This window comes from Streptomyces sp. NPDC042259, from assembly GCF_055582085.1.
The window spans coordinates 297,396-310,280 of sequence record NZ_JBVJDW010000009.1; the positions used below are offsets into that span (position 1 = coordinate 297,396).

At 72.1% G+C, this 12,885-nt stretch carries 9 protein-coding genes; 3 read left to right on the top strand and 6 right to left on the bottom strand.

Features of this window, described 5'->3' with window-relative positions; genetic code table 11:
* Nucleotides 1–108 precede the first annotated feature (108 nt).
* The 4 genes from ACZ6MA_RS24210 to ACZ6MA_RS24225 form a co-directional block, all read right to left on the bottom strand.
* Nucleotides 109–2,112, bottom strand: a complete 2,004-nt coding sequence (locus tag ACZ6MA_RS24210) for an LCP family protein (RefSeq protein ID WP_469436013.1) — start codon at nucleotides 2,110–2,112, stop codon at nucleotides 109–111.
* 99 nt (nucleotides 2,113–2,211) lie between these two features.
* Nucleotides 2,212–3,984 (bottom strand): LCP family protein, encoded by a 1,773-nt coding sequence (locus ACZ6MA_RS24215; RefSeq protein WP_469436014.1) that lies wholly within the window; start codon nucleotides 3,982–3,984, stop codon nucleotides 2,212–2,214.
* Nucleotides 3,985–4,224: 240 nt separating this feature from the next.
* Nucleotides 4,225–5,556, bottom strand: a complete 1,332-nt coding sequence (locus tag ACZ6MA_RS24220; RefSeq protein ID WP_469436015.1) for an LCP family protein — start codon at nucleotides 5,554–5,556, stop codon at nucleotides 4,225–4,227.
* Nucleotides 5,557–5,707: 151 nt separating this feature from the next.
* Nucleotides 5,708–6,460 (bottom strand): TIGR03089 family protein, encoded by a 753-nt coding sequence (locus ACZ6MA_RS24225; RefSeq protein ID WP_469436016.1) that lies wholly within the window; start codon nucleotides 6,458–6,460, stop codon nucleotides 5,708–5,710.
* A gap of 139 nt (nucleotides 6,461–6,599) precedes the next feature.
* On the opposite strand from ACZ6MA_RS24225, the gene ACZ6MA_RS24230 reads away from it, so the two are divergent.
* The 3 genes from ACZ6MA_RS24230 to ACZ6MA_RS24240 all read left to right on the top strand — a co-directional run bounded on the left by ACZ6MA_RS24230 (nucleotide 6,600) and on the right by ACZ6MA_RS24240 (nucleotide 10,402).
* Complete coding sequence (locus tag ACZ6MA_RS24230) at nucleotides 6,600–8,144, top strand: peptidoglycan recognition protein family protein (protein ID WP_469436017.1); 1,545 nt, start codon at nucleotides 6,600–6,602, stop codon at nucleotides 8,142–8,144.
* 82 nt (nucleotides 8,145–8,226) lie between these two features.
* Nucleotides 8,227–9,309, top strand: coding sequence for a mannose-1-phosphate guanylyltransferase (gene manB / locus ACZ6MA_RS24235; protein WP_469436018.1), 1,083 nt, complete (start codon nucleotides 8,227–8,229; stop codon nucleotides 9,307–9,309).
* 97 nt (nucleotides 9,310–9,406) lie between these two features.
* Nucleotides 9,407–10,402 (top strand): DNA-3-methyladenine glycosylase family protein, encoded by a 996-nt coding sequence (locus ACZ6MA_RS24240; RefSeq protein WP_469436019.1) that lies wholly within the window; start codon nucleotides 9,407–9,409, stop codon nucleotides 10,400–10,402.
* A 105-nt stretch (nucleotides 10,403–10,507) separates the two neighbouring features.
* On the opposite strand, the gene ACZ6MA_RS24245 is transcribed toward ACZ6MA_RS24240, so the two are convergent.
* Both ACZ6MA_RS24245 and cofD read right to left on the bottom strand, forming a co-directional pair.
* Nucleotides 10,508–11,842, bottom strand: a complete 1,335-nt coding sequence (locus ACZ6MA_RS24245) for a coenzyme F420-0:L-glutamate ligase (protein ID WP_469436020.1) — start codon at nucleotides 11,840–11,842, stop codon at nucleotides 10,508–10,510.
* The gene (gene cofD / locus ACZ6MA_RS24250) at nucleotides 11,839–12,801 is read right to left on the bottom strand and encodes a 2-phospho-L-lactate transferase (protein ID WP_469436021.1); all 963 of its coding nucleotides are present in this window, start codon (nucleotides 12,799–12,801) and stop codon (nucleotides 11,839–11,841) included. Before cofD ends, ACZ6MA_RS24245 begins: the two co-directional genes overlap by 4 nt.
* Nucleotides 12,802–12,885 lie beyond the last annotated feature (84 nt).

A 12,885-nucleotide genomic window follows, 5' to 3' on the forward strand; every position in this document is an offset into this window, starting at 1 on the left:
GGGCGCTCGCCGCCGCAGGCGGCAACGGCCCGCAGGCGAAGAACCGCCGGCCAGGCGAGAGGCGCCCCGCCGCCGCAGGCGGCACAACCGGCCGTTGGGCGAGGCGATTCAGAAACGATTCAGCGGATTGACGTTCATGCACGCCGACGTGTTGTCACCACTGAGCGGGTCCGAACTCTTGGGTGCCTTGTTGTCGCCGTCCTTGTCGCCCTTGCCGTCCTTCTTGCCGCCGTCACCGTTCTTGGCGTCGTCCGACGCCCCCGCACCGGCCGTCGGCTCGGCCGACGCGTCGCTGTCCTCGGCTTCGCCCGTCTTCGGGTACTTCGTGCCCGTACGCCAGTCACCGCCGATGACCAGCGTCACCCGGTCGACGGTCGGCGACATCCGCAGCGCGCTCTCCGGCAGCCCCAGGGCCTTGGCCACCGCTTCGGCGTCCGGGCGCTCGGCGGTCTTCGGGTAGGTGATGGTCGTGTCCGCCTGCGCGCGCGGAGCGGAGTCCGACATCGCCTTGGTGAAACCCGCCTTCACGAGGAACTCGGCGATGTCCGAGGCCCGACGGGTGGCCGGCGGCTGGGCGGCGGTGCCGGTGCCGTTGAACACGGTGAGTTCGATGGCGCCCTTCGGCGCGGCCGGCGCCGTGGGCTTCGGGCCGCCCTTGTCGGACTTCTTGTCCTTGCCGTCCAGCGCGATGTCGTTGCGGACGAGCGAGAAGAGCTTGTCGGCGTCGCCCGGCTTGGGTATCACGTGCGCTTCCGGGTCCAGCGGGTCCGGCAGCCACGGCATGGTGGACATCGTGATCCGCTCGGACGGCACCCGCTTCATGTCGTTGCCGAGGTCGTAGAGCTTCTTGACCGAACCGAGGTCCTTGTCGACGGTGAGCGACTTGGTGGCGGCCTCCGCGAGATCGGTGAGCTGACCGGGGTCGGAGAGCTTGGTGCCGGACTTCAGCTGGCGGACCATGGCGTTCATATAGATGTGCTGGGCGTGGGTACGGCCTATGTCGCTGCCGTCCTCGAAGCCGTGCCGGGTGCGCAGCCACTGCAGGGCCTGCTTGCCCTTGACCTTGTGCGAGCCCTTGGTCAGCCGCAGTCCGGAGTCCTTGTCGTACACATTGGCGTCCACGCACACCGGAACGCCGCCGACCGCGTCGGCCATGCTCACCACACCGGCGAAGTCGATCATCATGAAGTGGTCGACGGGGATGCCGGTCAGCTCCTCCCAGGCGGCGACCGTGCAGCCCGGGCCGCCGTTCATCAGACTGGTGTTGATGATCTGCCGGTCGGTCTCCGGGTAGACGGTGCCGTCTTCCGGGTCGGTGCACTTGGGAATCGTCACCCGGGTGTCGCGCGGCACGCTGATCACCGACATGTTGCTGCGGTCGGCCGAGACGTGCACCAGCATCTGGACGTCGGCGAGGGGCTTGCGCCCGACGTCCTCGTGGGCGCCGCCGAGCGCGACGTTCTCCTTGCTGTTCCGGCTGTCGGAGCCCAGGATCAGGATGTTCAGGGGGCGTTGGCCGGCCGCGTTGGCCGCACTCCGGTCGAGCTGTTTGTCGCCGAGGTTGAGGTCGCCCTTTTTGAGGTTGCCGTTGAGGTGCTCGTAGTAGAAGTACCCGGCGGTCGCCGCGCCGAGGATGAGGACCGCGAGGGAGAGCGCGGTCCAGCGGGCTATTCGCGCGGTACGGCGGCGCTTGGCCGCGCGGGCTTCGGTGGCCTTCTTGGCACGGGTGGCCTTGCGGCCGGGCCCTGCGCTTTCGGCGGCCGGGAGGGACGACGCGGCAGCACCGCTGCCGGCACCCTCGGCTCCGGTAGCGGCTTCGGCGGGTTCGCCACCGGTGGCGTCGTCCCCGGAACCGTCGCCCCGGGGGCCGTCGCCCCCGGAACCCGTACGAGCGCCGGCGCCGGCTGCGTGCTTCTTCGCCCGGCGGCCCCGGCGCCCGGACTTCCTGGCGTTCGGGACCGTGCCGCCGGTCCGCGCGGCACCGGCCGACTCGCCGGCCGAGGCGCCGGCCAGCTCGTCAGCCGACTCGTCGGCCGACGAACCAGCCGACGAACCCGCCGTTTCGTCGGCCGAGGCGCCGGCCGCCCCCCGCACGCCTCTGCTCTGCCGCATCGGGCCTCCCCTGAATGGTCCGTCCGGCCCGAAGGGCAGGCGTGTTGAACCTGGTGTAACTCTTGTTACCGGCCTAGATGCGGCAGCGGGGGGCCAGGTTCATTTGGCGCAGATGTTCTTGTCGTCGGCTTCGATCTTTTGGATCTCTTTGGGTGCTTTCGCGGGGGCCTTCGTGACGACCGGAGTTCCGGCCGCCTTGAAATCCGCGCCCAGGACGAGCGTCATCCCCGCCGTCGGCGCGGCGTCCGCGGAACCCTGCTTGAGGGCCTCGACCGGCAGGCCCATGATCTCCGCGAGCCGGCGCGCCTGGTCCGCCTGATTGGGGGCGAACTCCAGGATCGTCTTGTCCTTCTTGCCGCCGGTGGCGTTGCCGCCGTTGCTCGTGAGACGCATGCCCTGGGAGTTCTGCATCCAGGTGACGGCCTCCTGGGCGGCGCCCACCCGGCCGCTGCCGTTCTGCACCTTCACCCGTACCGCCGAGGGCTCCGCCTTCGGCCCCTTGAGCAGGGCGGCCTGCTTGGCGTCCGCCTCCTCGCTGGCCTTCTTCTCCTTCGCCTTCACCTCGGTGAGGGAGACGTCCTGACGAACCATGGCGAACAGCGGATCGGCCTTGGGGGGGTCCAGGACGACCGTCTTGTGGTTCTTGCCCTCGGCGGGGTTGTCCTTGACGGGGACGGTCGCGAAGGTGATGTTCTCGAGGTTGACCTTGCTGAGCTCCTTGCCCAGGCTGGTCAGTTTGCTCACGGAACCTATGCCGGTGTCGACGGTGAGCGACTTGGTCGCCGCGTTGCCCAGGTCGTACAGCTTCTTGGGGTTGGAGAGCGTGTCACCGGACTTCATCTTCCGGATCATCGAACTCAGAAACTGCTGCTGGAGCTTGATGCGGTCCAGGTCGCTCTCGAAGCCCACGCTGTGCCGGGTCCGGACGAACGCGAGGGCGTCCTCACCCTCGATCTCGTGCCGGCCCTTGCTCAGCTTGAGGTGCGACTTGGGGTCGTTGATGTCCTTGCCCAGGCACACCTCGACACCGCCGACCGCCGACGACAGCTCCTTGACGGCGTTGAAGTCGGCCATCATGAAGTGCGTGACCTTCAGCCCGGTGAGCGACTCGACGGTCCGCCAGGTGCAGCCCGGGTCGCGGCCCTCCTGGCCCAGGCTCTCGTTGAAGCGGACGCCCTTCGTGCCCGGGATGACGGTGGTCTTGCCGTCCTTCTTGGTGGGGCACTCCGGGATGTCGGTGATCATGTCGCGGGGGATGGAGAGCGCCGTGGCGTTCGTCCGGTCCTCCGAGACGTGGAACAGCAGCGTGGTGTCGGCGTGGCCGACGCTGCCCTCGTCGCCGTAGCCCTCGTTGCCCTTGCCGTCGCGCTTGTCGGTCCCGATGACCAGGATGTTCACCGGGCCGTCGATGACCGCGTCGTTGTTTATCCCGACATCGACCTTGTCGATGTTGTTGTTGAAGTGCTGGTAGACCAGATAGGCCGCCACCGAGCCGCCGACCAGGACGAAGGCGAGCGTGCCGCCCGTCCACATCAGGGCCTTCTTCTTCTTGCTCTGCTTCGGCTTCGGCTTGCGCCGCCCCTGTGCCGGTTTCGCTCCGGCGCGGCGGGGGTTGCCGCGCTGTCCGGGCACCGTACGGCGGCCGGGTTTGCCCTGGGTACCGGTCCGCGATCTCGCGGGGGCCGGTACGGCAGGGGAATCGGAACCTGCGGAGGCAGGGGACGAAGCCGTCGCGGACGTGCCGCTCCCGGGAGTCGCCTCCGACTCCTCGGCATGGTCAAGACGCAGCTCGTAGCTGCCTGTTTTCGGGTCGAAGACCCACTGGTCGGCGGGATCGATGTCGCCCGCCCGCCCACGGCCCTGCGCGTCCACGGTCGCTTGAATCCTCCGTCGGTGCCACGCGGCGCCTACCCCCCCGAGGCGCTCGGTCACGTCGTCTGTGCAGTGCGCGGTCAGCCCGGCCGTGCGCACCGGATCGCTCACACTATCCGCCCAGTTCAGCGTCAAGCGACGCCGGTGACAAATTGCACTCCCCTACAACTGGGCATTCTGCCCAATCCTTTCGCCCGAACGATCATCCGGAGGAAAAGGTGATCGTACCTTTCGGCAAAATCATCCACACATGCCACGTGCTGCGGTGGTTCCCTCGTACGTGGGCGGAGTGGTGGGGTTGGGCGACCCCGTGGACGGTCCCGTGGGCGGTGCCGAAGTGGCGGGGTCCGCCGGTGCCGGTGGGGCCTGCGCGGGGGTCTCCCCCTCGGCCGCCCCGGATTCCCCCGCCTCTCCCGGGGCCACGGGAGGCATCGGCTCCTCGTCTCGTCCGGGCTTGTCGCCGGCCGCCCGCACATGCCGGCCGACCGCCACCGGGCGGTCCTGCCGCAACTGCTCGAAGAGCTGGTCGGCGTCCGGCTGCACCAGTTCGTCACGGGCACTGTTGTAGACGTACGGGCGGCGCGGCACGGTGAGGAACTGCACCCGGTCGGAGGGGATGTTCCGTACGGTTCGCACCAGGTCGTACAGCTTGCGGAGGGTGTCCAGCCCGGAGTCCGTGGTCAGCGAGGAGGTGGCCGCGTCGAGCACCGGGTAGAGCCGGGCGGGGTTGAGCAGCACACCGCTGCTCTGCATCTCCCGGAACAACGACCCCAGGAACTCCTGCTGGCGTCCCATCCGTTCGGTGTCGCTGCCGTTGCCGAGGCTGTAGCGGGCCCTGACGTACCCCAGGGCCGCCTCCCCGCGCAGCACCTGGCGGCCCGCGGGCAGCCGCAGCTTCGCCTCGTGGTCGTCCACGGGCTGCTGGAGGCAGACCTCGACGCCGTCGATGGCGTCGACCAGCCGCTTGAAACCGGTGAAGTCCACGATCACGTGGTGGTCGACGCGGATCCGGGTGATGTTCTCGACCGTACGGATCGTGCAGGCCGCGCCCGCCAGCTCGTACGCCCAGTTGAACTGCGCGAACCGCTCATTGGTCCGGGAGCCGTCGGGCTGCCGGCAGCTCGGGATCTTCGCCATCAGGTCCCGGGGGAGGCTGACGGCGGTCGCGCTGCGCCGGTCCGCGGCCAGGTGCAGCAGGATCGTGGTGTCCGAGCGCTGGGTGCCGCTGTCGGTGCCGTACGCGCCGTTTCCGGCGCCGCGGGTGTCGGAGCCGATGATCAGGATGTTCTGCGCGCCGTGCACCAGGGCGACGGGCCGTTCCTTCTCCCAGCGCGCCAGCTCGTTCGCGGTGTCGGTGTCGGTGGTGATGTTGCCGTCGAGCCGCTGGTAGAGCGTCCAGCCGATCCCGGCCGCGGTGAGCACCAGCATCGTCAGCCCCAGCGCCAGCCAGCGCGGCCAACGGCGCTTTCGCCGGGGCCGGGGCTCGGGGGCGGGCGGCGGGGCGCCCCACGCCCCGCCGGTGGGGCCGGTGGGTGTGCCGGGGCTGCTGGGATCTCCAGGACGGTCGGTCACGGCTGCGGCCCTCCCTCACGGAGTCGGCGGCCTCGCACCAGTGGGAGCCGTAGCGGAGGGCCGGGGTCCGGCCCTCCGCGCCCTGGTGTGGCGTACGTAACGTCGTGCGGCGTACGTACGATCATCGCGCGATCCGGGCGCTCCGGCAGCGTCAGGGGGCCGTCACGGTGACGCGCTCGCTCTCCCGGCGCTTGTCCAGGGCCCCGGCGGAGAGCCGGTCGAGGTGGCGGCAGAGCACCACCGAACCGCCGGCGGCGAGCGGTGCGTACAGCCCGGCGGACAGCCCGTGCCAGCCGTTGTAGGGCAGGCCGGACAGCAGCCGGGAGCCCTCGCCGAGCCCGTGCTGGGCGGCGTCGGTCCGGGCCCGTTCGACGATCTGCGCACCGGTCAGCTCCGTGCCGTCCACGACGAGCGCGGGGGCGTTCGGGTCCACCGGTGCGAAGGGGGCGAAGCGGTCGCCCTGGCCGGGCACCTCGACGGCGTAGTCGGCGAAGCCCTGGGGGGCCTGCGGGAAGCGCCCGCCCAGGGGGCGCAGTGCGAGCGCGACGCGCTCCCCGGAGCAGGCGCGTGCCTCCTCCAGGGCGTCCGGCCCGCTGACGACGAGATCCGCGTCGGCCGGGTCGCCGCCGACCTCGGCGACGACGCCGACCGAGGAGCAGGCGAGCAGCCAGACGGCCGTCTGCCAGTGGGCGGGCAGCAGGAGGGCGAGGCGGTCCCCGGGCCCGGCGGCGAGATCGCCCTGGAGCAGGTTGGCGGTCTTCGCCACCCAATTGGCGAAGGTGGCCACGGAGAGTTCCACGCGCTCGCCGGTGGCGTCGTCGTAGAAGGTCACGAGCGGGCGGGCCGGGTCCGCGGCGAGCGCGGAACGCAGCAGGTCGGCAGGGGTGCGATCGGTGGCGTTCATCGTCGTCAGCGTACGTGGCGGGCGTGTTGACGGTCAGTCGGACGGGCGAGCGGCCCGTCCGGCCGGAGGGCGGGTACGACCGACTGGCCGTCACCTTTCAAATGGACAGATATCTAGTGATATGACCAGGATTTTCACTATGCGTGGAATCTTCGTTACTTCTACCGTCACCGCCTGTGCCGCCGCCCTCACCCTGCCGCTGTTCACCACCCCCACCGGCGCCGTCACCCCGCCCGCCGCCCGGGCCGTTCCCGCCCTCCCCGACGGGGGGAGCGGAGTGCCGGGCACGACCCGGTCGGTGCCGCTGGTCCCGCTCACCGGCAGTGACCGCGCGTCCGGCGCCGGTGCCGCCGAACGGGGGCTGCCGGCCCGGGAGGTCGAACCGTTCTCCCTCGTCGGCATCGTCTGGGACAACGCCGCCGCCGAACTGCGCGGCCAGGCCCAGGTCCGTACCCGCGCGGTGGGCAGCGGCCGGTGGTCCGAGTGGCAGGACGTACAGATCCACGACGACGACCGCCCCGACCTCGACTCCCCCGAGGGCGTCAGCGGCCACCGGCGCGGGGCCACCGCGCCGCTGTGGGTCGGCGCCTCCGACGCCGTCCAGGTCCGCGTCCGCGCCGAGACCGTGACCGACCGGACCCCCGAGGGGCCGGCCTTCCCCGTGGGGCTGCGCCTCGAACTCGTCGATCCCGGCAAGGACCCGGACCCGGCCGCCGAACCCGCCCGGCCCCAGGCCCAGACGCCGTCGGTCCCGGCGCCCGCCACGCCCCTCACGCCCGCCACGGGCGCCTCCCCGCCCCGGAAGACCGAGGAGCAGCCCGTCACCTCGCCCCCACGCCTCAGCGACGTGGAGGCCGCCACCTCGGCGGCCAATACCGCCCTCGCCCCCCTGGGCGCCACCGAGATCCCCGCCCGCGACAAAATGGCGTCCGGGGCCGACATCGCCGCCACCGGCCCCGGCGACGCCCCCGTCAAGAGCCCGCCCCAGGACCCCGACACCGACGGCGACCCGGACGTGGACACCACGGGCGGTGACGTCACCGACCAGGGAGCACGCCTGGTCGAGGCCGCCGGCGAGTACATCGGACCGCGCCCCCGCATCGTCACCCGGGCGGGCTGGGGCGCCGACGAGTCCCTCCGCGAGCGGGGCTTCGTCTACACCAAGACCGTGCGGGTGGCGTTCGTGCACCACACCGCCTCCGGCAACAAATACAGCTGCTCCCAGTCCGCCTCGGTCATCCGGGGGATCTACCGCTACCACGTCAAGAGCAGCGGCTGGCGGGACCTGGGCTACAACTTCCTCGTGGACAAATGCGGCACCATCTACGAAGGCCGAGCGGGTGGGGTGGCGAAAGCCGTCATGGGTGCCCATACGCTCGGTTTCAACTCCAACAGCATGGGCATCGCCGTTCTCGGGACATTCAAAAGTTCCAACCCGTCCACCGCCGCGGTCGACGCCGTGGCCAGACTCACCGCTTGGAAGCTCGGGCTGTTCGGCCGCAACCCCCTCGGCTCCACGACCCTGGTGTCCGCCGGCGGGAACCTGTTCAAGAAGGGGACCAAGGTCAGACTCAAGGTCATCTCGGGGCACCGCGACGGCTACGTCACCGAATGCCCCGGGGACCTCCTCTACAACAAGCTCGGCCAGGCCCGCAGCACCGCGGGCCGCCTCCAGGGACGCTGACCGGGGCGAGCCGGGACACAGGGTCTGCATACACTGGCCGCCGATCACGGCCCGGCCCCCAGCAGGAAGCAGAGACGACAAGGTGACAGAAGCGATCCTCCTGGTCGGGGGCAAGGGCACCAGGCTGCGCCCGCTCACGGTGCACACGCCCAAACCCATGGTTCCGGCGGCCGGAGTCCCCTTCCTCACGCACCAACTGGCGCGGGCGCGCGCGGCGGGGATCGAGCACATCGTGCTCGCCACGTCCTATCTGGCCGAGGTCTTCGAGCCGTACTTCGGCGACGGCTCCGCGCTGGGTCTGCACCTGGAGTACGTCACCGAGGAGGAACCGCTCGGCACCGGCGGAGCCATCCGCAACGTCGCCTCCAAGCTGCACTCCGCCCCGGACGACCCCGTGCTGATCTTCAACGGCGACATCCTCACCGGCCTCGACATCGAGGCGCTGGTCGACACGCACCGCACCGCGGGCGCGGACGTCTCCCTGCACCTGACCCGGGTCGAGGACCCCCGGGCCTTCGGCCTCGTGCCCACCGACGCCGACGGCCGGGTCACCGCCTTCCTGGAGAAGCCGCAGACGCCCGAGGAGATCGTCACCGACCAGATCAACGCGGGCGCGTACGTCTTCAACCGGTCCGTCATCGACACCATCCCGGCCGGCCGGCCCGTCTCCGTGGAGCGCGAGACCTTCCCCGGACTGCTCGCCTCGGGCGCGCACCTCCAGGGCATGGTCGACTCCACGTACTGGCTCGACCTCGGCACCCCGCAGGCCTTCGTCCGCGGCTCCGCCGACCTGGTCCTCGGCCGCGCCCCGTCCCCGGCCGTACCGGGCCGCTGCGGCGACCGGCTGATCCTCGACAGCGCCGACGTCGCCCCGGACGCCAAGATCACCGGCGGCTCGGTCATCGGCGCGGGAGCCCGCGTCGAGCCCGGCGCGCGCGTCGACGGCAGCACGGTGCTGGACGGCGCGGTCGTCGAGGCGGGCGCGGACATCCGCGACTCGCTCGTCGGCGCGGGCGCGCACGTAGGGGCGCGCACGGTTTTGACGGGCGCCGTCATCGGTGACGGCGCGCACATCGGCGCCGACAACGAACTGCGGGACGGGGTCCGGGTCTGGTGCGGCGCGGTCCTGCCGGACGGCGCGGTGCGCTTCTCCTCCGACCAGTAATTCCACCAGGGGTTTCACCAGAAGCGGCCGGGAGCCGTCGCCGGATGTCAGCGGGTGCGCCTACGCTCGTAGGTGCACCCGAACCCAGGACATCCCCGTGGAACCCACCGCCGACCGGCTGACCCGAACCACCGTGCGCGGTGGTCGCACGGCCGTGCCCGGGAGCAGGCCCCGACCGGTGGCGGCGGGTTCGCGGACCCGCCGCTGGACCCCACCGGGCCCGCTGCACCTGGGCGTCACCCTCGGCCCCCTGCGCCGCGGCCCGGGCGATCCGACGTTCCGCGTCACCCCGGACGGATCGGTGTGGCGGGCCTCCTGCACCCCCGCCGGCCCCGGCACCCTGCGCGTCGCCCGCAGCGGGGAGACGATCGAGGCCGAGGCCTGGGGCCCGGGCGCCGACTGGCTCCTGGACGGCCTTCCGGCCCTCCTCGGCGCCGAGGACGACCCGGCGGGCTTCACCCCCCGCCACCGCGTCGTCCACGAGGCCCACCGCCGCAACCCCGGCCTGCGCCTCACCCGCACCGGCCTGGTCCTGGAATCCCTGATCCCCTCGATCCTGGAACAGAAGGTCACCGCCGACGAGGCCTACCGCGCCTGGCGCCTGCTCGTACGCCGGTACGGCCCCCCGGCCCCCGGCCCGGCGGACCGGATGCACACACCGCCGGACCCCCGCACCTGGGCCCGCATCCCCTCCTGGGACTGGCACAAGGCGGGAGTGGACGGCAAGAGATCGGCCACGATCGTCCGGGCCGCGAAGGTCTTCCCCCGCATGGAGGAAGCGACGACGATGGACGCGGAACGGGCCACCCGGCGCCTGTGCGCCGTCGACGGCATCGGCCCCTGGACGGCGGCCGAGACCCTCCAGCGCAGCAACGGCGCGCCCGACGCGGTCACGGTCGGCGACCTCCATCTGCCGAAGATCATCGGCTATGCCCTCACGGGCCTCCGCGACACGGACGACGCGACGATGCTCGACCTCCTGACCCCCTACGAGGGCCATCGCCACCGGGCGGCCCGCCTGATCCTCCTCAGCGGCCTGGTTCCACCCCGGAGGGCACCGAGGCTGTCGGTGAACGACATCAGGGCGCTGTAACGGGCTGCTGTCCTGTGTCCTCAATCGCCGGACGGGCTCGAATTAAGCCCGTCCGGCGATTGAGGACAAAGCAGGGCGCCCGCCGCCGCAGGCGGCGAACCGTGGCTACCGAACCGTCACAAACTCCGCAGCGCTCCGCGCAGCCCGTTCCGGCGGGGGCGCCGCCGCGTGGCCCACGGCCACCGCGCCCATCGGGTCCCAGTCGGCCGGCAGGCCGAGCACGTCCCGCACCACGTCGCGGCAGAACATCGTCGACGACACCCACGCCGACCCCAGCCGCTCGGCCGCCAGCGCCACCAAGAAGTTCTGCACGCCCGCGCCCGCCGCGACGACGAACATCTCCCGCTCACCGGCGTTGCGCCGGGCATCGGGGTAGGTGTGCGAACCGTCCGTCACCAGGCACGGCACCACCAGGTACGGGGCCTTGCGCAGCACGTCCCCGCGGCGTACGCGGCGGGCGATGTTCTCCTCGGTGAAGCCGTCGCCGCGCAGGTCGGCGATCCAGGCGTCGCGCATCGCGTCGAGCAGCCGCACCCGCGCCTCGGCCGACTCCAGGAGTACGAACCGCCACGGCGTCGTGTGATGCGGGGCGGGCGCCGTGACCGCCGCGGCGACGGCCCGGCGTACGGCGCCGCCGTCCACCGGTTCGTCCGTGAACTCCCGGACGGTGCGCCGCAGCGTCATCGCTTCGCGGATTGCCTCGGACGTCCCCAGCCGGAACATGTCGTCGGCCGCGGGGCGCACGAGCGCCCGGGCCCCCGCGTCGCCCTCACCGGAGCCCTCGTCCGCGGACACGACGTGCGCCAGCCCCCGCACCACGGCGACCGGCAGCCCTCCCGTCTTGCCCTTGACCAGGTCACCCGCGGCCGCCAGCTCGTCGGCGGTGGCCACGACGGTCGCGCTCAGCGGGTTGCCGTGCGCGTCCGTGCCGCCGCGCAGGTCGTCCAGGACCCGCACCCCGGCCGCCCCGATCGCGACGTCCGTCAACCCGCCGCGCCACGGTCGCCCGAACGTGTCCGTGACGATGACGCCGACGTTCACACCGAGCGCGTCCCGCAGGGCCGTCCGGATCCGCCGGGCCGAGGCGTCGGGGTCCTCGGGCAGGAGCAGGACCGTGCCCGAGGGGGTGTTGGAGGCGTCGACCCCGGCCGCGGCCATGATCAGACCGAGCCGGTTCTCGACGATGCGCAGCGGGCCGCGCCGGGCCACGACCCGCACGGTCTCGGCGTCGATGGCGGCCTCACGGTCCGCGGCCTGGACGACCCGGCCCTCGGCCTTGCTGACGATCTTCGAGGTGACCACCAGGACGTCACCGTCGGCCAGACCCGGCAGCCCCTCGGCGGTCGCCGCCGAGGCGATGAGCTTGGCGAGGTCGTCCCCGGCGCGCACCTCGGGGATGCCGGGCAGTGCCCAGACCCGGTACGCGGGCAGCCCGGTCACGCGCGGACCTCCTCGGCCAGGGCGAGGGCCTCGGCGGCCATCCGGGCCGTGGCGTCGACGTCGGTCATCATCAGCGGCACGGCGCGACAGCGGATGCCCGCGGCCTCCACCTCGGGCACGGCGCCCGCGTCGACCGTGTCGACCAGCCAGCCGTCGATGAGGTCCGAGCCGTAGTGCCGGGCGACCGCGGCGGCCGTGGACTCGACGCCGACGGCCGCGAGGACCTTGTCGGCCATGCCGCGCACGGGCGCGCCCCCGACGATGGGGGACAGGCCGACGACGGGCGCCTTCGACGCCGCGACGGCCTCCCGCACGCCGGGCACCGCCAGGATCGTGCCGACGCTGACGATGGGATTGGACGGCGGGAAGAGCACGACGTCGGCGGCGGCGAGGGCCTCCAGGACACCCGGAGCCGGCTTCGCCGCCTCCGCACCGACGGGGATGATCGCGTGGGCGGGCACGGAGGCCCGCAGCCGCACCCAGTACTCCTGGAAGTGCACGGCCTTGCGCCCGCCGTCGGCGTCGTCGACGAGGACGTGGGTCTCGACGCGGTCGTCGGTCATCGGCAGCAGCCGGACGCCCGGCCGCCACCGGTCGCACAGCGCCTCGGTGACCGCGCTGAGCGGATAGCCCGCGCCGATCATCTGCGTACGGACGATGTGCGTGGCGAAGTCGCGGTCGCCCAGCCCGAACCACTCGGGCCCCACGCCGTAGGCCGCCAACTCCTCCTTCACCGCGAAGGTCTCGTCGGACCGGCCCCACCCCTGCTCCTCGTGGATGCCGCCGCCGAGGGTGTACATCACGGTGTCGAGGTCGGGGCAGACCTTGAGGCCGAAGAGGTGGATGTCGTCTCCGGTGTTCCCGACGACGGTGATCTCCGCGTCGGGGACTGCTGACTTGAGGCCGCGGAGGAAGCGGGCGCCCCCGATTCCGCCGGCCAAAACCACAATGCGCTGCATGAGCGCAGTCTGTCAGCCGGGGGCGGCCGCGCCGCAGAGTGGTGGGCGGGTGCCGGGCCCGCCGGTCACCCGCCCACCGAAGTC